Genomic DNA, 19,866 nt, shown 5'->3' with positions numbered 1-19,866 from the left:
GCGCAGCGTCGCAGGCTCACAGGGGTCGCACAGGCGGCGCACATGGTCCTCCCCGCCTCCGCGGGCACGGTGTGACTCGTCCACCAGACGCCCCGAGGAGTGCCGACCATGAGCAACACGCCACCACCCGACCAGACCCCGGACGGTCCCGCCTACGACGGCCGACTGCTCCCCCGTCCCGACGAGGACGTCGTCGACCAGGGCGCGGGCTTCGACGCCGCCACCCTGCTGACCCGCCGCCGCGTGCTCGGCGTGGCCGGTCTCGGCGCGGGGGCGCTCGCCCTCGCCGCCTGCTCCTCTGGACCGGGCTCGTCGAGCACCGGCTCCGCGGGGTCCTCGGCGACCTCCGGCGGGAGCAGCGCCGACACGTCGGCCGCCGCGACCGCCGACGGCGAGATCCCGCAGGAGACCAACGGCCCCTACCCGGCCGACGGCACCGCGGACCTCAACGTGCTGCAGGAGTCCGGGATCGTGCGCAGCGACGTGACCTCCAGCCTCGACGGGTCCGTCGTCGCCGACGGGGTGCCCCTGGACATGTCCTTCGCCCTCACCGACATGGCCGGCGGTGACGTGCCCTTCGCCGGCGCCGCCGTCTACATGTGGCACTGCGACGCCCACGGCGAGTACTCGATGTACTCCACGGGCCTCGAGGACGTCACCTACCTCCGCGGCGTCCAGGTCGCCGACAGCGACGGCCGCGTCACGTTCACGACCATCGTCCCCGCCTGCTACGCGGGCCGGTGGACCCACATCCACTTCGAGGTCTATCCCGACGTGGACTCGGCGACCGACGTCGCGAACGCCATCGCCACGTCGCAGGTGGCGTTCCCCGAGGACGTGCTCGCCGAGGTCTACGCGCTCGACACCTACGCGGGCTCCACGCAGAACCTCGCCCAGGTGTCGCTGGAGACCGACAACGTCTTCAGCGACGGGTACGAGCTGGAGATGGGCACCTTCACCGGGGACGTCGACGCGGGCTACGTCGGATCCCTCGCGGTGGCCATCGACACGACCACGGAGGCCGGCGCCGGCGCCGCCCCCGGCGGTGGTGGCGGTGAGGGCGGCGGTCCCGGCGGTGGTGGCGGTGAGGGCGGCGGTTCCGGTGGTGAGGGCGGCGGTCCCGGTGGCGGTCAGCCGCCGACCGACGGCCAGGCTCCGCCGGACTCGTCCACCACCGGGTGATCCCCGGACCCCCCCCACCGCGCGCCGCTCACTTCCACCCCCACCCACCCCAGGAGAACTCCCATGCTGCAGAACCTCACCGGATGGCACGCCCTCGTGATCCTCGCGATCGTGCTGCTCGTCTTCGGGTCGTCCAAGCTGCCCGCCCTCGCGAGGAGCGTCGGCCAGTCCGTGCGGATCCTCAAGGACGAGACCCACGACGACTCCCCCTCCTCCACGGCCCCGGTCGCCCCGGTCGCCCCGGTCACGTCCGTGGCCGACCGCCGCGTGCCGTGAGCGTGACCGCCGTCGCGCCGGAGTCCCCGCCCCGCGGCGAGATGCCGCTGGCGGACCACCTGCGCGAGGCCCGCAGGCGCACGGTGCGCGCGGCGGCGGCCCTCGTCGTGGGGGTCGTGGTCGGTTACCTGCTCTCCGACCACGTCCTCGACGTCCTGCGCGCCCCGATCGAGGAGCTCGGGGAGTCGCGGCAGGCCAGCCTGAACTACGACACCGTGACCGCGGCGTTCGACCTGAAGCTGAAGATCGCGATCTTCTCCGGCATCGTGCTGTCGAGCCCCGTCTGGTTCCTCGAGCTCGTCGCCTTCGTGACGCCGGGGCTGACCGGGCGAGAACGGCGGGCCGCCACGGGGTTCCTGCTCGCGGCGGTGCCGCTCTTCGCCGGGGGCTGCGCGTTCGGCTTCTGGCTCTTCCCCCACATGGTGCGGGTGCTGGCGGGCTTCTCCTCGACCGAGGACACGACCATCCTGACGGCGTCGTACTACGTGGACTTCGTGCTCCGGGTCGTGCTCGCGACCGGCATCGCCTTCGTCCTGCCGGTGTTCCTCGTGGCGCTCAACCTGCTCGGGGTGCTGCCGGCCCGCACCCTGCTCCGCGGGTGGCGCGCCATCGTCGTGGTCATCGTGCTCTTCAGCGCCCTGGTCACGCCCGCTGCGGACGTCATGTCGATGTTCTTCGTCGCGGCTCCGATGTCCGTCCTCTTCGGTGCGGCGCTCGTGGTCACGCAGGTCCACGACCGCAGAACCGCCCGATCCCTGCCGACCGCCGAGTGAGGCCCCCGTGTTCGGACTGACCTTCGAGAAGCTCTTCCTGGTCGCCGTCGTCGCCGGCGTGCTGATCGGCCCGCAGCGGCTGCCGGCGTACGCGCACCAGCTGCGGGAGACGGTCCGCGGGTTCCGCGCGTTCGTCGAGGCCTCCCGGGCCCGCGCCCGGGCGGAGGTGGGCGACGTGCTCACCCGGGCCGAGTGGGAGGCCCTCGACCTGCGGCAGTACGACCCGCGCCGGATCGTGCGCGACGCCCTCGACGGCGCCCCGACGTCGGCGCCGACGTCGGCGCCGACGGGCGCCGGTGGTGACCGCCCGGTGGACGCCGCGGCGCGTGCGGAGCTGGTCGAGCAGGCGTCGCGGGTGCGACCCGGTCAACGCTTCCTGGTGACCGGGTCCGCCGCCCACCCGAGACGGGTGGCGATCGCCTCGCTCCCCGCCGACGATCCGCGTCGCCTGGCCGCCCAGGCACCCGCGGCGCGTTCCGCCGCCGAGGTCGCCGAGGGCAGCGCCCCCGAGCGGGACTGAGGCCGAGCGGCGCGCCGGTGCGCGGGTGTCAGACGGACGCCACCCCGTCGCGCAGCTCGCGCACGGCGGAGTCGACGACGGCGACGAGGTCGCCGCCGGACGCGGTGACGGCGCGCTGGCGCTGGTAGGACGCGCCGCGCCGCGGGATGTCCGTGACGGAGCGCAGCTCGTCGGCGCACCCGAGCCGTCGCGCCACGGGCTCGAGCCGGGTCAGCAGGTCGTCGAGGTCGTCGGTGACGAGACGCTCGTTGGAGGCCGCGTCGAGGATGATGATGGCGTCGAGGCCGTAGCGGGCCGTGCGCCACTTGTTCTCCTGCACGTGCCACGGCGGCAGCACGGTGAGGGTCTCCCCGGCGGCGAGCCGCGTGTCGAGGTCGACGACGAGGCAGTGCACGAGCGCCGTCAGCGCGGCCAGCTCGTCGAAGTTGGAGACGCCGTCGCAGACGCGGTTCTCGATGGTGCCGAGGTGGCTGGCGGGCCGCACGTCCCAGCGGATCTCCGACAGGTCGTCGATGACGCCGGTCGTCATCTGGTCGTGCGCGAACGCCTCGAACTCCTCCCAGCGCTCGAACTGGAAGGGCAGCCCGGCGGTGGGCAGCTGCTGGAACATGAGGGCCCGGTTGGAGGCGTAGCCGGTGTCGGTGCCCGCCCAGACGGGCGACGACGCCGAGAGCGCCTGCAGGTGGGGGTAGTAGGTGAGCAGCGCCGAGAGCACCGGCATGACCCGGGCCTGCTCGGGCAGCCCGACGTGCACGTGCACGCCCCAGATGAGCATCTGGCGGCCCCACCACTGGGTGCGGTTGATGAGCTCCTCGTAGCGGTGGCCCGGCGACAGCTGCTGGGTCGACCACGAGGCGAAGGGGTGGGTGCCGGCACCGAACAGGTCGGCGTCGTGCTCCGCGGCGGCGGCGGACACGACGTCGTACGTCGTGCGCAGGTCGGCCATCGCCTCCCCGACGTCGTCGCAGACCCCCGTCACGAGCTCGACGGTGTTGCGGAGCAGCTCGGCGTGCAGCAGGTGCGGCTGCTCCAGCCGCCCGTGGGCGGTGGTGAGCACCTCCTGGGCCCTGCTGACGAGGTCCCGGGAGGTCCGGTCCACGAGCGCGAGCTCCCACTCGACGCCGAGCGTCGGACGGGGCGAGCCTCGGAAGTCGATGCGCACGGCACGAGCCAACCACAGAGCACCACGAACACGCCCGTTTCGGCGGCGAGCGGGTGGCAGGCATCATGCGGGGCGTGGCTGCCGAATCCCTCGACGCACGGACGCTCAACCTCACGCTGGACCTCAGCCTGCGGGTGGGGGAGGTGCTGCTCTCCTCGGGGGCGGGCGCCGCCGACGTGACGGCCACGATGCAGTCGCTGGCCCGTCACCTCGGCGTGCGGCACCCCGAGATCGACGTGACGTTCACCTCGCTCTCGATGTCGCACCAGGCCGACCCGGGGGAGCCCCCGATCGTGCAGATCCGCCAGGTGAAGCAGCGCGACATCGACTACGACGACCTCACCAAGGTCGACCGGCTCGTGACCGCCGTGCTCACCGACGAGATCGACCTCGTGGAGGCCCGGTCGCGGCTGGCCGGCATCGTCTCCTCGGGCCACGGGTCGCCCCGGTGGCTCGTCACCGGCGCCTGGGGGTTCATGTGCGCCGGGGTGACCCTGCAGCTCGGCGGCTCCCTCCTCGTGGTCGGCCTCGCCCTGGTGGCCGCCGTGCTCATCGACCGGGTGCAGCTCGCCATGGCGCGCCGCCGGCTGCCGACCTTCTACCTCCAGGTCGCGGGCGGGCTCGTGGCCGCCGTGCTGGCCACGGGCATCGCCGCCGTCGTCCCCGACGTCGACGTGTCGCTGATGGTCACCGCCAACATCATCATGCTGCTCGCAGGGATCGGGTTCATGGGCGCGATCCAGGACGCCCTGACGGGCTTCTACGTCACCGCCAGCGCCCGCATCCTCGAGGCGTTGCTCGCGACGGCGGGCATCATCGCGGGGGTCAGCGGGGGCCTCACCCTGGCGTCGGTCGTGGGGGTCGAGATCACCAACGTCGACCCCGGGCGCGCCGGCTGGGTCGGCGTCGGCATGCTCGCCCTCGGGTCCGCCGTGTGCGCGGCGGCCTTCGCGGGCGCGACCTACGCGCCGCGTCGCTCGATCCTCCCGCTCGCCGTCGTCGCGTCGCTGGCGATCCTGCTCTACTCCGCCGTGCGGGAGGCCTCCGACAGCCGGGTCTGGGCCGCCGGCATCGCCGCGTTCGGCATCGGTCTGGTCGCCTACGGCGTCGCCGGCCGGGTGCGCGTGCCGCCGCTGGTCATCGTCGTCCCGGCGATCGTGCCGATGCTGCCGGGCCTCACGATCTACCGCGGCCTCTCCCTGCTCGCCGAGGGCGGCGGCTCCACCTCGCCCGGCCTGCTGGCGCTCGTGCAGGCCGCGTCCGTGGCGGTCGCGCTGGCGTCCGGCGTGATCCTGGGGGAGTACGTCGCGCAGCCCCTCAAGCGCGAGGCCGCGCGGCTCGAGAACCGCCTCGCGGGCCCGCGTCTCGTCGGACCGCTCCGGGCCCGGGCGGCGCGCCGCCGCTGAGCCCGCGGGCCGGGGCAGCCGGGGCGGGCCGGACCAGCCCGCTCGGCGCCAGCCTGGAGCAGGAAAACGCGGACCGGGTGCGCCCGGGGGTCCGCGTTTTCCCGGTTCCGGCCGGGTCCGGTCCGCGTTTTCTTCCTCAGGGGTCAGCCTGGGCGGGATCGGTTGCTGCATGTGCAACGAGATACGCCCCGTGCTCGAGCGAGCCGGACCGGCGCAAGATCGAGCTCACCGGGTGCTCCGAATCTGCCGGCGGTTCGAGTGGGCCGATCCGGTCGGCGCCGCCCCGGATCAGGAAAACGCGGACCGGGTGCGCCCGGGGGTCCGCGTTTTCCCGGTTCCGGCTGGGTCCGGTCCGCGTTTTCTTCCTCCAGGTCAGCCCGGCGGGGGCAGGTCCGTGCGCGTCGAGCGCCAGCGCGGGTCGTGGCGCACCAGCCCGATCGCGCCCCCGAGGAGCAGGACACCGCCCCCCACCGCCAGGTACGGCGCGGCCAGCGCCCACCGCAGCAGCGCGCCCTGGTAGCCCGTGAAGGCGAGGCCCCCGGCCCCGTCCGAGCCGGCGGCCCGCACCTCCCGCGCGTCGAGGCTCGCGCCCGGGCGGGGCTCGTCCCCGCCGTACCGGTTGCTGACGTCGCCCGTGACGGTCTCCCCGCCGTCGTACGCCGACCACGCGGCCTCGCAGGTGACCGGGCGGCCCGGCGGGGGACCGGTGCGGCAGGTCGCGTCGGCCGGCACGGAGACCTCGACGACGTGGTGCTCCGTCCAGCCGGCGGCCGTGCCGTGCATGAACCACCACACCGGGCCGCCCAGCACGAGGAGCAGCGCACCGAGCACCGCCACGCGCTCGAGCAGGCGGACCAGGCCGGGGCGCTCCGGCGGGCGGAGGTGGACCGGCAGGCCGGGGGCGCCGCTCATCGGAGCGCTCGCAGCACGTCGAGCCAGTGCGCCGCGGTGGCGCGGTCGAACGGCGGCTCGCCGTCGCGCACGGCGGCCAGCGTGGCGGCGCTCGACGCCTCCGCGGCGGCGACGAGCTCGTCCGGGTAGCGGAGGCTCACCCGGTGGTCGGCGAACTCGTCCTCGTCGTCGACGAACACCGTGCCGTCGGCGCGGCGGATCACGTCCAGGTCGAGGTCGACGGACCGCAGCACCGGCACCGGTCCGGAGAGGTCCCACTGCGGCGGGGTCGCGACGTCGACGTACACGTCGCACCACAGCCCGGTCGCGAGCAGGGCCGCGACGCGGTGCTCGGCGGTGATCCGCACCACCTTGTCGACGGCGGAGTCGAAGGCGGCGCCGGGACGCTCGTGGTGGGTGCCGGCCGGCACCCCCAGCCAGGCGCCGTCGGCGTCAGCGCCCAGCACCACGGCGTCGTAGCGCCAGTGGGGCCCACCGCCGTGCTTGCTCATCTCGATGCGCACCGCGTCGCCGGCAGCCGGGGTCATGGCTCCGTTCTACCCCCTGGCGGGTGTGAGCGCTTGGCCGACCGGACAGGATGGCTCGACGTGGTGACCGACGAACGTGCGTGGACCGTCCCGACCGGAGCGATCCGCCCGACGAGGGGCGCGCTCGGTGTCGCCGTGGGGGCCGCGCTGGTCGTGGTCGTCGCCACCGTCGTCGTGCGCCTCTCGGCCACGCCGGTGGCCGCCGTCTCGGCCGCCGGACTGCTCGCCCTCCTCCGCGCCGGCCTCCCGCTGCGGGCGCTCCGCACCCCGCTCGACCTGGCCGTCGGCGCCGGGCTCGGCGCAGGGGTCCTGGCGTTCTGGATCAACGGCCACGGCGGCAGCCGCCTGTGGGCACACCTGGCGTTCGCGCTGGCCTTCTACCTCCTCGTCGGCGTGCAGGTCGCCTGGCGTCGCGGGCGCACCGTCCTCGCGCTGGCGGCGGCCGCGGCGGTGGGGACCACGGCGCTCGTCGCGGTGCTGCAGTGGGTGCTGGGGCTCGACACGGGCTACTGCCGCGCGGAGATCGTGGGTGGTGCGGACAGCTGCGAGCGCAGCGTGACCTCCGTGCGGGTGATCGGGACGCTCACCAACCCCAACCTGCTCGCGCCCGTGCTCGTGCTGCTCGTGCCGGTCGGGTGCGTGGCGCTGCGGAGCACCCTCGGCCCCCGCGTCGGTCGCCGGTGGGCGCAGGCGGCCGCGATCGGCCTCGGCGCGCTCGGCACGACGGCTCTCGTGATGACGCTGTCGCGGGGCGGCCTGGTCAGCCTCGTGGCCCTGACGGTGGCCGCGCTGGCGCTGCGCAACCCGTCGTCCCGCACGCTCGTGGGCTCCGCCCTCGGGGTGGCGGCGGGCATCGCCGTCGCCTTCGGCGCGCTGCTCGCGCGGTTCTCGCTCGGTCCGCGCACGGAGGTGTGGCGGGTGTCGCTGGAGCTGGTGCGGGAGCACCCGTGGGGTGTCGGTCTCGGCCGCTCGGGGCCGTTCATCGACGCGCGGATCCCGGGGGACCAGCAGTTCTACCACTCCCACAACCTGTGGCTCACGTGGCTCGTGGAGGCCGGCCTGCCGGGCCTGCTGGCGGCGGGGACGCTCTCCGTCGTCCTCGCCGTGCTGGTGGTGCGCGGGGCGCGGCGCCGGGACGCGCTGAGCATCGCCGCGGGGGTCGGGCTGGCGGGCTTCGCCGTCATCAGCCTCTTCGACAACCCGTCGTTCCGCACCACCGTGGCGGTGCCCCTGTGGACGGTGGTGGCGATCCTGGTCGCCGGCGAGCTGCGGGGCCGCCGGCGACCGGACGATCAGGGCAGGACGCGCTTGGCGCCGAAGGCGAAGACGTCCTGGTAGCGAGCACCCAGGAGCTTGCCGATGTGGTGCAGCGCGTGGGCGTCCGCACCGATGAGCAGGCGGGGCTGGTTGCGCAGCACGGCCTTCACGATGGCGGCCGCGGCGTCGTCGGGCGAGGTGCGGGCCAGCTTCTTGTCGAAGAGCTTCGCCAGGGCCTCGAGGTCGTCGCCGTCCGTCACGCGGCCGTTGCGGACGATGCCCGTCTTGATGCCGCCCGGGTGCACCGCGGTCACGCCGACCTTGTGCTTGCCGATGAGCATCTCCTCGCGCAGCGCCTCGGTGAAGCCGCGCACGGCGTACTTCGTCGAGTTGTAGAGCGTCTGGCCCGGCATCGAGATGAGGCCGAAGAGCGAGGAGATGTTGACGACGTGGCCGTCGCCCGAGGCGACGAGGTGCGGCAGGAACTCCTTGGTGCCGTTGACGACACCCCAGAAGTTGATGTCGACGATCCACTCCATCTGCTCGTAGCTCATGTTCGCGAAGTTCCCCGTCATGGAGACGCCCGCGTTGTTGACCACGACGTTGACGCGACCGAACTGGTCGGCGACGGCCTCGGCGTAGCCGACGATCTCGTCGCGCTTCGCGACGTCGAGGGTGTCCGAGCGCACGGCGCGGGCGCCGGCGCCCTTGACGAGCTCGACGGTCTCGGCGAGGCCGGCCTCGTTGACGTCGGAGATGGCGACGTGCGCCCCCCGACCGGCGGCGTTCACGGCCAGTGCGCGCCCGATGCCGGAACCGGCACCGGTGATCACGACGACCTTGTCGTCCAGGGACTTCATGCGGTCACGACCTCTCGATCGGGGGTGGTGGGAGTGGTGGGGGGAGTCTCGCGGGTGGGGGTGGTGGCCGGCACCGGACCGGTCACCGTGTAGGCGCGGGTGTCGAAGGAGCGCAGCCCGAGCCGGAGGCTGACGGTGGAGCGCGGCCACAGGGTCGTGTTGCGGCCGTGCTCGTCGAGGTACCAGCTCGCGCAGCCGCCGGTGCTCCAGACGGTGCGGCCCATCCGGCGGTGCAGGCGGCGGTTCCACTCGTCCTGGGCGTCGCGGCGGGGCTCGACCGCGGCGTACGAGTTCTGGGCCATCACCCGCAGCGCGTCGCGGATGTAGGCCACCTGCGACTCGATGACGAACACCATGGAGGAGTGGCCGAGGCCGGTGTTGGGGCCGACGACCTGGAACAGGTTGGGGAAGCCGTGGATGGTCGTGCCCCGGTAGGCCTGCATGCCGCTCTCGGCCCAGACGTCGGCGAGGCTCCGACCCTCCCGCCCCACGATCTGGTGGGCGATCGGCTGGTCGGTCGTGTGGAACCCGGTGGCGACGACGAGCACGTCGATCTCGCGCTCGGTGCCGTCGGCGGTGACGATCCCGGTGGGCGTGATCCGCGCGATGGGGTCGGTCACCAGCTCCGCGTTGTCGGCGTCGAGCGCCGGGTAGTAGGTGTTCGAGATCAGGATCCGCTTGCAGCCGATCTTGAAGTCCGGGGTGACCTTCCGCCGCAGCTCCGGGTCGGAGATGCCCGTGCGGATGTTGGCGCGGGCCATCAGCTCCGCCGGCTTCGCGATGTCGGGGAGCAGCGTGAACGCGGGCACGTAGGTCTCGCGACCCCAGTAGATCGCCGTGCGGTAGAGCCGCCGCAGGCCCGGCACCTTCGCGAGCGCGAGGCGCTCGACACCCGGGTAGGTGCGGTCGTGCCGCGGGATGATCCAGGGGGCGGTGCGCTGGTAGACGTCGAGGCGGGCGGCGACCTGCTGCAGCTGCGGCACGATCTGGATCGCGGACGCGCCGGTGCCGATCACGGCGATCCGCTTGCCGGCCAGGTCGGCGTCGTGGTCCCACCGGGCGGAGTGGAAGATCTCGCCGGCGAAGTCCTCGATGCCGGCGATCTCGGGCAGCTTGGGCTCCGAGAGGCCGCCGGCGCCGGAGACGAGCACGCTGGCCGTGAGCGAGCCGGCGCTCGTGCGGACGTCCCAGCGCTGACGCGTCTCGTCCCACGCCGCGTGCTCGAGCGACGTCGAGAACACGAAGCGGTCGAGCACGCCGGACGACGCCGCGACGCGGTCGAGGTAGGCCTTGATCTCGGGCTGCGGGGAGAACGACCGCGACCAGTCGCCGGGGGCGAACGAGAAGCTGTAGAGCTGGCTCGGCACGTCGCAGGCGGCGCCGGGGTAGGTGTTGTCGCGCCACGTGCCGCCCACCGAGTCGCCCTTGTCGACGACGAGGAAGTCCCGCCCGTCCTCGTCGAGGCGGATGGCCGTGGCGAGCCCGGCGAAGCCGGCGCCGACGACGAGGACGTCCACGTGCTCGGGGAGGGGTCCCCGGAAGCCCTGAGTGCTCATGGGACCGAGCGTGACACGCTGTTGAACGAAGGTCAATAGCCAATTGGAACGCAGTTCAGTAGAGTGCCGCCCATGTCCGCCGCGTCCGCACCGTCCGGCTCGCCCCGCGTCCGCCTCGACCCCGCGACCCGCAAGGAGCAGCTGCTCGACCTCGGTGTCGAGCTGCTGTCCACCCGGGACCTCGACGAGCTCTCCATCGACCTGCTGGCCGAGCGGGCGGGCATCTCGCGCGGGCTGCTCTACCACTACTTCGGCAACAAGCAGGAGTTCCACGAGGCCGTCGTGCGCCGGGCCGCCGCCGACCTCATCGCCGTCACGGCACCGGTGGAGGACGGCGACATGGGCACGCGTCTCCTCGTCTCGCTCGACCGCTACCTCGCGTTCGTCGAGGCCAACCACCGCGGCTACGTCTCGCTCGTGCGCGCCGCCAACGGCAGCAACCCCGTCATGCGGGAGATCTACGAGGAGGCGCGGGCGGCCCTCACCGATCGCATCTTCGCGACCGCGGGCGAGCAGGGCCTCGCGGAGTTCGGGGTCGTCGACACCCCGGCGGTGCGCCTGTTCGTGCGGGGCTGGGCGGTCCTCGTCGAGGACGTCGTCATCCGCTGGGTGGAGGACCCTGCGGGCGTCGCGCGCGACGACCTGCTGCTCTCCCTGTCCGCGATCCTCGCGCAGGTCGCCGTGAGCGCCCCGCCGGTGCGGCCGGAGGGCTGAGCGTCCGCCGGAGCGCGCCGGGCGCGCTTCCCCCGCGTCGCTCCAGATGAGAGCCTGACGCGGTGTCCTGGCAGATGACCGCGATCGGCGCCCTCATGCGCGTGACCCGCAAGCGCTCCTTCGCCGACCCCGAGGGCGGGGCGGCCCTGCTCGCGCGCCCCAAGGGATCCCCGGTGCCGCCGCCCGCGGTCGCGCGGCGCGTCGACGTCGCCACCGAGGTGGTCGACGGGTTCGACGTCTACTCCCTGGTGCGGCGCGGCACGCCGGTCGGGCAGCGCCCGGTCGTCGTCTACCTCCACGGCGGCGCCTACGTGAACGAGATCGTCAAGCAGCACTGGCACCTCGTCGCCCGCATCGCCGACGAGCTGGACGTCGAGGTCCAGGTCCCGATCTACGGCCTCGCCCCCGACCACGACGCGGCCGAGGCGAGGGCGCTCGTCGCGACGGTGCTCCAGCGGCTCGTCGCGGGCGGGCGCGCGGCGTACCTGATGGGGGACTCGGCCGGCGGCGGCCTCGCCCTCATCGCCGCCCAGGACGAGGTGGAGCGGGCGACCGCGTCGGCCGGTGCGCGTCCCTCGACGCTCCGGGGGCTGACCCTCATCGCCCCGTGGCTCGACCTCTCGATGGCGAACCCCGCCGTCGACGCCGTGGAGCGCGTCGACCCGTGGCTGGCGCGCGCCGCGCTGCGGGAGGTGGCGCGGGTCTGGGCGGCCGGTACGCCGCTGGACGACCCCACGGTGAGCCCCCTGTTCCGCTCGACCGAGGGCCTGCCCCGCGTCGAGCTGTGGGTCGGCACGCGCGACGTGACGCAGCCCGACTGCCGCCTGCTCGCCCAGCACCTCGCCGGCACGGGCGAGGTCGGCTACCACGAGGTCGAGGGCGCGATCCACGTCTTCCCGATCCTGCCGGTGCCCGAGGGACGGCGGGCCGTGGCGGAGATCCTCGGCCACGTGGCGCGTGACCTCGGCGTCGCACCGCCCCATCGCAGTTGACTTGTTGTCGGGGTGACAACTAGCGTCGCGGGGTGGAGTACCGCAGCGAGTTCCCCGTCTTCTACCTGACCGTCGACGTCGTCGTCTTCGCGGTGCTCGACGGTGCGCTCGCGGTGCTGGTGGTGCGCCGCGGCGAGGACCCGTACGCCGGGCGCTGGGCCCTGCCCGGCGGCTTCGTCGGCGACGGGGAGGAGCTCCTCGACGCCGCGCGGCGCGAGCTGGTCGAGGAGACGGGGATCGTCGGCGACGGCCTCGCCCTCGAGCAGCTGAAGACCTTCGGTGCCCCCGACCGCGACCGCCGGCCCCACCGGGTCGTCAGCGTCGCCTACCTGGCCGTCACCCCGCACGCGGAGGCCACGACCGCCGGTACCGACGCCGAGGAGGCCGTCTGGCGCCCCGTCGACGAGGTCGCCGGGACGCTCGCCTTCGACCACGACGAGATCCTCGCGACGGCACGCGAGCGGGTGGCCTCGAAGCTCGAGTACACCCGCCTCGGCCGGTCCTTCCTCCCGCCCGAGTTCACGCTCGCCCAGCTGCGCGGGGTCTACGAGGCCGTGTGGGGCCTCGACATCGACCCCGGCAACTTCCAGCGCAAGCTGCGCTCCGCCCGCGACTTCCTCGAGTCCACCGGCGCGTCGGCCAAGCCGGCCGGGGGCCGGGGTCGTCCCGCCGAGGTCTTCCGACCGATCGGCGAGCCGTTCGACAAGCTCGCGACGCCGATCTTCCGTAGCGCGATGTGAAGGGGGGCGGGGGCCCTGCCGGGCGTGTAACGCGGTGTCCGGGTCACTGTGCACGTGGTCTACCCCTTCCATAGTGACCCGGACACCGCGTTACACGCCGGAGCACCGCACCGCCGGAGCACCGCACCGCCGGAGCACCGCACCGCCGAAGCACCGCACCGCCGGAGCACCGCACCGCCGAGGCGCTACGACCGGGAGGCGTCACACCGGACGGGCACCCCACCGCGCACCCGCCGTACGGCGTCGGTCACCTCCCCGACCGGGATCGTGCGGTGCGCCAGCCCGCGCCGCAGGCGTCGGATGCCGTGCAGGTCCTCGACGGCCGTGCGCACGATGTCGACACGGCTGTCGGGGTCGTCGACCCAGTCGACGGGCACCTCGTGGATCCGCAGCCCGGCTCGTTCGGCCAGCACGAGCAGCTCGGTGTCGAAGAACCAGGAGTCGTCCGCGACGTGGGGGAGCAGCGCGGCCGCGGCGTCGGCCGCGTGGGGGCGGTCTGTGGGGACGCTGTGAGCCGCGTGCGGCGTACCGGTGCGGGGTGCCCGGCCCGGCCGGGGCGGGGAAAGTGCGCGGGGGTACGGCGCGGGGGAAGGAAAACGCGGACCGGAGGGGCTGCCGGATCGGCGTGTCGCGCCCTCGGGTCCGCGTTCTCTTTCCACCACGCCCGGCGGCTCCGGCCCGGGTCCGCGTTTTCCTTCCCCCGAGCCGAGCCGAGCCGAGCCGCCTACCTCAGCGGTCGATGTCGAGGTTCCGGGTGTCGCGGCCGACGGCCAGGGCGAGCAGGGTGATGAGACCCATCGCGGAGAGGTAGACCCCGACGAGGAAGGGGCTGCCGTCGGCGGCACCCCACAGCCACACGGCGATGAACGGGGCGACGGCGGCGCCGAGGATCGAGCTGACGTTGTAGGACAGCCCCGAGCCGGTGTAGCGCACGTTGGTCGCGAAGAGCTCCGGCAGCAGGGCGCCCATCGGGCCGAAGGTCAGGCCCATGAGGCTGAAGCCGAGCAGCAGCCAGGCCATGACGCCGACGTCGCCGGCCTCGAGGAGCGGCACCCAGCAGAGGCCGAACACGATGATGCCGGTCGTCACGAGGAGCAGGTGCGCGCGTCGCCCGAAGCGGTCGGCGACCGGGCCGGAGACCATGGTGAAGATCCCGAAGAAGACGACGCCGACGATCATCATGAGCACGAAGCCGTTGTAGGTGTAGCCCAGGCCGGGCACCTCGGCGTCGGTCGCGGCGCGACCGTAGCTCAGCGAGAACGTGGTCATCAGGTAGAAGAGCACGTAGGTCGCGAGCATGTAGAACGTGCCGAGCACCAGCTCGCGGCCGTGGGTGCGGACGACCTCGCCCAGCGGCAGGCGCGTGACGGTGCCCTTGTCGACGGCCCGCTGGAACGCGGCGCTCTCGACGAGCCGCAAGCGCACGTAGAGGCCGACGACCACCATGACGGCCGAGAACAGGAACGGGATCCGCCAGCCCCACGACAGGAACATGTCGGACGGCGTCGAGGGGTCGTCGGACGGCATGGCCGCGGCGATGGCGAGGAACAGGCCGTTGGCCAGGATGAAGCCCAGGGGGGCGCCGAGCTGGGGGAAGGTGCCGTACCAGGCGCGCTTGCCCTCCGGGGCGTTCTCGGTCGCGACCAGCGCCGCACCGCTCCACTCGCCGCCGATGGCGAAGCCCTGCGCGAGGCGCATGAGCACGAGGAGCAGGGGGGCGAGCCAGCCGACGAGCGCGTACGTCGGGAGCAGGCCGATCGCGAACGTCGCCACGCCCATGGTGAGCAGCGACGCCACCAGGGTCACCTTGCGGCCGCGACGGTCGCCGAGGTGGCCGAAGAAGACGGCGCCGAGCGGGCGGGCCACCATCGCGGCGCCGAACACCGCGAACGACGCCAGCAGCGCGGTCGTGTCGTTGCCCGCCGGGAAGAACAGGTGCGGGAAGACCAGCACCGCCGCGGTGGCGTAGATGTAGAAGTCGTAGAACTCGATCGTCGTGCCGACGAGGCTGGCGACGAGCACCCGCGAGCGCGGGTTGGCGGGCTCGGACGTGACGTCGGAGGCGCTCTCGGGGGTGGGCGGGGTGGCGGACTGCTGGGCGGTGGTCATCGGTCTTTCCGGCAGGGGAGGGGGACCGGAGCACGCTACGCCCGACGTCTCGCGGAGCGAGAATCCGTCGTCATTCGCCCTGGGCAGTCAACCCTGGGTTGCTCCGTCAGGGCCTGAGTCATCGCCAACGAGCCGGCGGAGGGGCCGGGAGCTCGACGAACCCGGGGCCCGCGTCGGATCCGCCGCCGTCCTCGATCTCCACGATCTCGGGGACGGAAGACAGGGCCTCCCGTGCGGACTCGACGTCGCCCTCTGTCCAGATGTGCAGGCCGGCGGCGGTGCTCCAGTAACCGTCGATGGTGAACCCACGGGTCGACCATTCGTCGTTGCGTTCCCACAGGGCGGCGCCGATGCTCATGAGCTCGGCCTCGGAGTGCTCGGCGCTGTCGATCACAAGGGCGACCCCGTGTGCCTCGGCGGCCTCCTGCAGCTCCGCGACCAAGGCCGAGGAGGGCTCTCCCGACAGCCAGACGGTCACCGAACCGGCGTCCTCGTCGATGACCAGGTCTGCCATCTCCGCCCCCGATGCGTCCGACTCGACGATGCCGGTGACGGCTTCAGCGACCAGACCGAGGTCGTCGTCGGTGGCGGTGGACGTAGCTCCCGACGAGGGCGGGGAGGAACTCGTGGAGGTCGCCTCGGCGCTGGCCGCGACCTGGTCGTTGTCGTCCGGAGCCCCGGACCCGGCGGAGCCGCCGATGAGGGGGTAGCCGACGCCGATCGCGACCGCGGTTGCCGCGACCGCTCCTCCCGCGAGCCACAGCGCCCTGACCTCGGGTCGCGTGCGTCGTGCGTCGGGCAGGGGGCGCCGAAGGCCGGGGTAGGCCGGGGCCTGGCGGTAGGCCGCCTGCAGCTCGTCGATGAGGGGGTGTTCTGCTCGTGGTTGCTCACTGGAGGATCTCCCTCTGTTGCTGCGCTTCGATGAGGAGGTGCAGTGCTCGACGACCGTCATGGGCGTTGCTCTTGACGGTGCCGGGACGGATGGACATGAGCTCGGCGACGCGTTCGACAGGGAGGTCCTCGAGGTAGCGCAGCACGACGGCCTGGCGCTGGCGTGGCGGCAGTTGTTGCAGCAGCTCCTGCAGGTGGAGGCGCTCCACCTGCAGGTCGTGCGGGCTCTCCGTGGTCGGGGAGTCCCGCGTTGCCCGGGGGAGCAACGCCGTCAGGTGCGCTCGACGTCGCGAGGTGGTGATGTGGTCCGCACCACGGCTGCGCGAGCGTAGGCGTAGCTGTTGTCGACGGTCGCCCCGCCGCGCGACCAGCGCCGCAACAGCTTCTCGGCCACGCTCTGGATGAGGTCTTCGGCGTCAGCGGTGTTGCCCGCCAACGCCAGCGCGAGGTTGAAGAGCCGATCGCCATGAACGGCCAGCAGCTCGTCGACCTCGCGCTGGGGTCCCATCCGCGTGCTCCTCAGATCGTCCTCCGACCGTCCCTGTCACCACTAGAGACGAACGGGCTCGGGTGGAGGTTGGGTCCAGCAGACACCTTTCGGTGAGGACCGCGCTCAGGAACCGGCCAGGTCGTCGTCCAGCTCGTCGCGTCGCTCCGCCATCTCCCGCACGAGCGCGGACATGAACGCGATCGCCGCCGGACGCCGCAGGGCCCGCGGCGGCAGCAGTGCGACGAACGTCTTCGTCATGCGCACCTCGTCGGGGAGCAGGCGCACCAGGCCGGGCGTCGAGCGGGCGAGGAAGTCGGGGAGCAGGCCGACGCCGCCCCCGGCGACGGTCAGCTCGTGCTGCACGAGCACGCTCGTGGAGCCGAGCCGCACGGCGTCGATGGGGATGCCGGCCTCGGTGAGCCCGAGCTCGTCCACGCGCTGGAGGGCGTCGATGTAGTAGACGATCGGGTGCTCGGCCAGGTTCGCCGGGGTCACCTCGCCGGCGCGCTCGAGGTAGGACGGCGCCGCGTAGAGCGAGAGGCGGTAGTCGGTCAGCGGCGTGACCTCGAAGCCCCGGGACGGCGGCGTGCCCACCCCGATCTCGACGTCGACGCCCGTCGCCTGGCCGAGGGGGCGGGTGGCGGCGACGAGGTCGAGGCTCACCCCGGGGTGGGCCCGCTGCACGCGGGCCATGGCGGGCGCGACGAAGACGGCGGCGAACGCCTCGGTGGAGGCGATCCGCACGTGGCCGGCCACGTCGCGGTCCGGGCGCGCGGCCTGGCTCGCCGCGTCCATCGCCCGCGCCACCTGCTCGGCGGCCGGCAGGATCGCTCGGCCGAGCGCCGTCAGCTGCACGCCGGAGAGCGAGCGGTCGAGCACCCGGTCGCCGAGCTCCTTCTCGAGGCTGCCGATGCGTCGCGAGACGGTGGTGTGGTCGATGCCCAGGGCCACGCCGGCCTGCACGAACGAGCGCGCGCGGGCCACCTCGAGCAGGATGAGGAGGTCGTCGGCGCGCACGCTCCGGACCCTAGTCGAGCCTGCGGGAGGCCGTGCATTTCCGCACAGGCACCCCGCCCGACCCCTCATTGCGCGCACCTGGCCGAAGGTCGAGCATGGATCGTCGAGTGGTCCGCGTCACGCGACGTCCGTCACGTCGCGGACCGCCTCCCGTTTCCCTCGTAGAAAGCAGCAGGCATGCGCATCGGCTGGATCGGACTGGGCAACATGGGCGCCCCCATGAGCGGGCGGCTCGTCGCCGCGGGCCACGAGGTCCACGGCTTCGACCTCGCGGAGGCGGCGCGTGAGGCCGCCGCGGCGCAGGGCGTCACGGTCGAGGACACGGTGGCCGCGACGGTCGCCGGGGCCGACGTCGTCGTCACGATGCTGCCCAACCACGGCATCGTCACCGCCGTCCTCGACGGCCCCGACGGCGTGCTCGCGCACGCCGAGCCGGGCGCGGTCGTCATCGACTCGTCCACGATCGACATCGACGCCGCGCGCTCCCTCCACGCGTCGGTCTCCGCTGCCGGCTTCCGCTTCCTCGACGCCCCGGTCTCCGGCGGCATCTCGGGTGCGGCCGCCGGCACGCTCACCTTCATGGTCGGCGGCGACGCGGCCGTGCTGGAGGAGGTGCGTCCCGTCATCGAGGTGATGGCCGGCCGCATCTTCCACACGGGCGGGCCCGGCAACGGCCAGGCCGCCAAGCTGACCAACAACATGATGCTCGGCATCACCCTCGCCGCGACGGCGGAGGGCGCGGTGCTCGCCGAGCGCCTCGGCCTCGACGCGACCACCTTCTGGGAGCTCGCGCAGGTGTCCTCCGGCGACAGCTGGGCCCTGCGCACCTGGTACCCGGTGGCCGGTGTCGTCGAGACCGCCGCCGTCAACCGTGACTTCACGGGCGGGTTCGCCACCGCGCTGCTGCGCAAGGACCTCGAGCTCGCCCTCGCGGCGGGGGAGTCCACCTCCACCGCCCTCCCGTTCGCCACCGCCGTCCGTGACCGGATGGACCAGCTCGTCGAGCTCGGCCTCGCCGACCGCGACTGCTCCGTCCTCGTCAAGCTCGTCGACGGCGAGCTGTCCTCCCCGGCGCGCGACGAGGCCGTCGCCGCCACCCTCAGCCAGGAGACCACCGCGTGACCACCAGCACCACCCCCACCAGCGCCCGGAGCGTCCCCCCGGCCGGTCGCTCCAACCTCCGCAAGGTCGTCGCCGCCTCCATGGCCGGCACGATCGTCGAGTGGTACGAGTTCTTCGTCTACGCGACCGCGGCCATCCTCGTCTTCCCCGCGCTCTTCTTCCCGGAGAGCGACCCGACGGTCGGCACGATCGCCGCCCTCGGCACCTACGCGGTGGGCTTCATCGCCCGCCCGATCGGTGGCCTCGTCTTCGGCCACTACGGCGACAAGTTCGGCCGCAAGCGCCTGCTGCAGCTCTCCCTCGTCCTCGTCGGCGTCTCGACCTTCCTCATGGGCGCGCTGCCGACCCACGCCCAGATCGGGTACGGCGCGGCCGTGCTCCTGGTGCTGCTCCGCTTCGTGCAGGGCTTCGCCGTCGGCGGTGAGTGGGGCGGCGCCGTGCTCCTCGTCGCCGAGCACGCGCCGGACAACCGCCGCGGCTACTGGGCCAGCTACCCGCAGGCCGGCGTGCCGGTCGGCAACCTCATCGCCACGCTCGTGATGCTCGGCCTGTCGGCGGCGCTGAGCGAGGAGGCCTTCCTCAGCTGGGGCTGGCGCATCGCGTTCTTCGCCTCCGCGATCATCGTGCTCGTCGGCTGGTACGTGCGCACCAAGGTCGAGGACGCGCCGATCTTCAAGGCCGCGCTCGAGAAGGAGGAGGCCGAGAAGGCGACCCGCTCGACCGTGCTCGACGCGATCAAGTACCGCCCGAAGCAGGTCGTCGTGGCCATGGGCCTGCGCTTCTGCGAGAACATCATGTACTACATGGTCGTCACCTTCACGATCTCGTACCTGCGCCAGGACCACATCGGCTTCGACGTCCAGCACGTGCTGCTGCTCCTGCTCGTCGGCCACCTCTCCCACGTCTTCGTGGTGCCGACCGTGGGCCTGCTCTCCGACATCTACGGCCGCCGCCCCGTCTACCTCGTCGGCGTGCTCGGCACCGCCACGTGGGGCTTCTGGGCCTTCCCGATGATGGACACCGCCGACGACCTGCTCGTCGTCGTGGCCATCGTCGGCGGCCTCGCCATCCAGGGCCTCATGTACGCCCCCCAGCCCTCGCTGATGTCGGAGATGTTCCCGACCCGCATGCGGTACGCCGGGGTGTCGCTCGGCTACCAGGTGACCGCGATCGTCGCGGGCTCGATGGCGCCGATCATCGCCGTCGCGCTGCTCGACAAGTACGACAGCACCACGCCGATCGCGATCTACCTCGCGGCTGCCGCGCTCGTCAGCCTCGTCGCGCTCGCCTTCGCGCAGGAGACGAAGGGCACCTCGCTCACCGCTCTCGACGACGAGTACGACGCGCGCTGAGCGCTCCC

At 73.1% G+C, this 19,866-nt stretch carries 22 protein-coding genes; 11 read left to right on the top strand and 11 right to left on the bottom strand.

Annotated elements, in window-relative coordinates; genetic code table 11:
- The first annotated feature begins 108 nt into the window (after positions 1-108).
- The 4 genes from G3T38_RS03695 (at position 109) to G3T38_RS03680 (ending at position 2,751) form a co-directional block, all read left to right on the top strand.
- Positions 109-1,182: an intradiol ring-cleavage dioxygenase gene (locus G3T38_RS03695; RefSeq protein ID WP_163770746.1), complete on the top strand. Its 1,074-nt coding sequence runs from the start codon at positions 109-111 to the stop codon at positions 1,180-1,182.
- Between the two features lie 63 nt (positions 1,183-1,245).
- Positions 1,246-1,458 carry a Sec-independent protein translocase subunit TatA/TatB gene (locus tag G3T38_RS03690; RefSeq protein ID WP_163770745.1) on the top strand — a complete coding sequence of 71 codons (213 nt, stop codon included), beginning with the start codon at positions 1,246-1,248 and terminating at the stop codon, positions 1,456-1,458.
- Positions 1,455-2,231: a twin-arginine translocase subunit TatC gene (gene tatC, locus G3T38_RS03685; RefSeq protein ID WP_206675772.1), complete on the top strand. Its 777-nt coding sequence runs from the start codon at positions 1,455-1,457 to the stop codon at positions 2,229-2,231. Before G3T38_RS03690 ends, tatC begins: the two co-directional genes overlap by 4 nt.
- Before the next feature lie 7 nt (positions 2,232-2,238).
- On the top strand, positions 2,239-2,751 hold the full coding sequence (locus G3T38_RS03680; RefSeq protein ID WP_163770744.1) for a Sec-independent protein translocase subunit TatA/TatB: 513 nt from the start codon (positions 2,239-2,241) through the stop codon (positions 2,749-2,751).
- A gap of 28 nt (positions 2,752-2,779) precedes the next feature.
- Here the strand turns inward: G3T38_RS03680 and G3T38_RS03675 are convergent, their stop codons facing one another.
- A complete protein-coding gene (locus G3T38_RS03675) occupies positions 2,780-3,913 on the bottom strand; it encodes a glutamate--cysteine ligase (protein WP_163770743.1) in 1,134 nt (377 codons plus the stop codon).
- Between the two features lie 74 nt (positions 3,914-3,987).
- On the opposite strand from G3T38_RS03675, the gene G3T38_RS03670 reads away from it, so the two are divergent.
- Complete coding sequence (locus G3T38_RS03670; RefSeq protein WP_338037447.1) at positions 3,988-5,319, top strand: threonine/serine exporter family protein; 1,332 nt, start codon at positions 3,988-3,990, stop codon at positions 5,317-5,319.
- A gap of 372 nt (positions 5,320-5,691) precedes the next feature.
- Here G3T38_RS03670 and G3T38_RS03665 read toward each other — a convergent pair whose 3' ends face one another.
- Positions 5,692-6,231: a hypothetical protein gene (locus G3T38_RS03665; RefSeq protein WP_163770741.1), complete on the bottom strand. Its 540-nt coding sequence runs from the start codon at positions 6,229-6,231 to the stop codon at positions 5,692-5,694.
- The gene (locus G3T38_RS03660) at positions 6,228-6,758 is read right to left on the bottom strand and encodes a ribonuclease FAU-1 family protein (RefSeq protein WP_163770740.1); all 531 of its coding nucleotides are present in this window, start codon (positions 6,756-6,758) and stop codon (positions 6,228-6,230) included. Before G3T38_RS03660 ends, G3T38_RS03665 begins: the two co-directional genes overlap by 4 nt.
- A gap of 63 nt (positions 6,759-6,821) precedes the next feature.
- Here G3T38_RS03660 and G3T38_RS22065 point away from each other — a divergent pair, with 63 nt between their 5' ends.
- Positions 6,822-8,096: an O-antigen ligase family protein gene (locus G3T38_RS22065; RefSeq protein WP_163770739.1), complete on the top strand. Its 1,275-nt coding sequence runs from the start codon at positions 6,822-6,824 to the stop codon at positions 8,094-8,096.
- Here G3T38_RS22065 and G3T38_RS03650 read toward each other — a convergent pair.
- On the bottom strand, positions 8,051-8,875 hold the full coding sequence (locus tag G3T38_RS03650; protein ID WP_163770738.1) for an SDR family NAD(P)-dependent oxidoreductase: 825 nt from the start codon (positions 8,873-8,875) through the stop codon (positions 8,051-8,053). The genes G3T38_RS22065 and G3T38_RS03650 overlap by 46 nt on opposite strands.
- The gene (locus tag G3T38_RS03645) at positions 8,872-10,431 is read right to left on the bottom strand and encodes a flavin-containing monooxygenase (protein WP_163770737.1); all 1,560 of its coding nucleotides are present in this window, start codon (positions 10,429-10,431) and stop codon (positions 8,872-8,874) included. Before G3T38_RS03645 ends, G3T38_RS03650 begins: the two co-directional genes overlap by 4 nt.
- Before the next feature lie 72 nt (positions 10,432-10,503).
- On the opposite strand from G3T38_RS03645, the gene G3T38_RS03640 reads away from it, so the two are divergent.
- The 3 genes from G3T38_RS03640 (at position 10,504) to G3T38_RS03630 (ending at position 12,877) form a co-directional block, all read left to right on the top strand.
- On the top strand, positions 10,504-11,145 hold the full coding sequence (locus G3T38_RS03640; RefSeq protein WP_163770736.1) for a TetR/AcrR family transcriptional regulator: 642 nt from the start codon (positions 10,504-10,506) through the stop codon (positions 11,143-11,145).
- Positions 11,146-11,207: 62 nt separating this feature from the next.
- Complete coding sequence (locus tag G3T38_RS03635; RefSeq protein WP_206675771.1) at positions 11,208-12,137, top strand: alpha/beta hydrolase fold domain-containing protein; 930 nt, start codon at positions 11,208-11,210, stop codon at positions 12,135-12,137.
- A 32-nt stretch (positions 12,138-12,169) separates the two neighbouring features.
- The gene (locus G3T38_RS03630; RefSeq protein ID WP_338037446.1) at positions 12,170-12,877 is read left to right on the top strand and encodes an NUDIX hydrolase; all 708 of its coding nucleotides are present in this window, start codon (positions 12,170-12,172) and stop codon (positions 12,875-12,877) included.
- A gap of 185 nt (positions 12,878-13,062) precedes the next feature.
- On the opposite strand, the gene G3T38_RS21345 is transcribed toward G3T38_RS03630, so the two are convergent.
- The 6 genes from G3T38_RS21345 to G3T38_RS03600 form a co-directional block, all read right to left on the bottom strand.
- Positions 13,063-13,290 carry a hypothetical protein gene (locus G3T38_RS21345; RefSeq protein ID WP_241728462.1) on the bottom strand — a complete coding sequence of 76 codons (228 nt, stop codon included), beginning with the start codon at positions 13,288-13,290 and terminating at the stop codon, positions 13,063-13,065.
- A gap of 316 nt (positions 13,291-13,606) precedes the next feature.
- Positions 13,607-14,986, bottom strand: a complete 1,380-nt coding sequence (locus G3T38_RS03620) for an MFS transporter (RefSeq protein ID WP_163770735.1) — start codon at positions 14,984-14,986, stop codon at positions 13,607-13,609.
- A 118-nt stretch (positions 14,987-15,104) separates the two neighbouring features.
- Entirely contained in the window at positions 15,105-15,938 is an 834-nt protein-coding gene (locus G3T38_RS03615) for a hypothetical protein (protein ID WP_163770734.1), read from the bottom strand.
- Positions 15,874-16,143: a sigma-70 family RNA polymerase sigma factor gene (locus tag G3T38_RS03610; protein ID WP_241728461.1), complete on the bottom strand. Its 270-nt coding sequence runs from the start codon at positions 16,141-16,143 to the stop codon at positions 15,874-15,876. The genes G3T38_RS03615 and G3T38_RS03610 overlap by 65 nt, the downstream gene beginning before the upstream one ends.
- A gap of 5 nt (positions 16,144-16,148) precedes the next feature.
- Positions 16,149-16,385, bottom strand: coding sequence for an RNA polymerase sigma factor (locus G3T38_RS03605; protein ID WP_163770733.1), 237 nt, complete (start codon positions 16,383-16,385; stop codon positions 16,149-16,151).
- 105 nt (positions 16,386-16,490) lie between these two features.
- A complete protein-coding gene (locus G3T38_RS03600) occupies positions 16,491-17,384 on the bottom strand; it encodes a LysR substrate-binding domain-containing protein (RefSeq protein ID WP_163770732.1) in 894 nt (297 codons plus the stop codon).
- Between the two features lie 177 nt (positions 17,385-17,561).
- On the opposite strand from G3T38_RS03600, the gene mmsB reads away from it, so the two are divergent.
- Complete coding sequence (mmsB, locus tag G3T38_RS03595) at positions 17,562-18,506, top strand: 3-hydroxyisobutyrate dehydrogenase (RefSeq protein WP_163770731.1); 945 nt, start codon at positions 17,562-17,564, stop codon at positions 18,504-18,506.
- On the top strand, positions 18,503-19,858 hold the full coding sequence (locus G3T38_RS03590) for an MFS transporter (RefSeq protein WP_338037445.1): 1,356 nt from the start codon (positions 18,503-18,505) through the stop codon (positions 19,856-19,858). The genes mmsB and G3T38_RS03590 overlap by 4 nt, the downstream gene beginning before the upstream one ends.
- Positions 19,859-19,866: the final 8 nt, after the last annotated feature.

The sequence above is a fragment of the Nocardioides zeae genome (assembly GCF_010686755.1).
In the GTDB taxonomy this organism is placed as follows: domain Bacteria; phylum Actinomycetota; class Actinomycetes; order Propionibacteriales; family Nocardioidaceae; genus Nocardioides; species Nocardioides zeae.
This window is presented reverse-complemented; position numbering and strand designations above follow the sequence as displayed.

Excerpts from the sequence above, each read along its gene's own strand:
- G3T38_RS03615 (WP_163770734.1), bottom strand. The coding sequence starts at position 15,938 with ATGACGGTCGTCGAGCACTGCACCTCCTCATCGAAGCGCAGCAACAGA.
- mmsB (WP_163770731.1), top strand. The coding sequence starts at position 17,562 with ATGCGCATCGGCTGGATCGGACTGGGCAACATGGGCGCCCCCATGAGC.
- G3T38_RS03620 (WP_163770735.1), bottom strand. The coding sequence starts at position 14,986 with ATGACCACCGCCCAGCAGTCCGCCACCCCGCCCACCCCCGAGAGCGCC.
- G3T38_RS03695 (WP_163770746.1), top strand. The coding sequence starts at position 109 with ATGAGCAACACGCCACCACCCGACCAGACCCCGGACGGTCCCGCCTAC.
- G3T38_RS03690 (WP_163770745.1), top strand. The coding sequence starts at position 1,246 with ATGCTGCAGAACCTCACCGGATGGCACGCCCTCGTGATCCTCGCGATC.
- G3T38_RS03650 (WP_163770738.1), bottom strand. The coding sequence starts at position 8,875 with ATGAAGTCCCTGGACGACAAGGTCGTCGTGATCACCGGTGCCGGTTCC.
- G3T38_RS03640 (WP_163770736.1), top strand. The coding sequence starts at position 10,504 with ATGTCCGCCGCGTCCGCACCGTCCGGCTCGCCCCGCGTCCGCCTCGAC.
- G3T38_RS03665 (WP_163770741.1), bottom strand. The coding sequence starts at position 6,231 with ATGAGCGGCGCCCCCGGCCTGCCGGTCCACCTCCGCCCGCCGGAGCGC.
- G3T38_RS03645 (WP_163770737.1), bottom strand. The coding sequence starts at position 10,431 with ATGAGCACTCAGGGCTTCCGGGGACCCCTCCCCGAGCACGTGGACGTC.
- G3T38_RS03605 (WP_163770733.1), bottom strand. The coding sequence starts at position 16,385 with ATGGGACCCCAGCGCGAGGTCGACGAGCTGCTGGCCGTTCATGGCGAT.
- G3T38_RS03660 (WP_163770740.1), bottom strand. The coding sequence starts at position 6,758 with ATGACCCCGGCTGCCGGCGACGCGGTGCGCATCGAGATGAGCAAGCAC.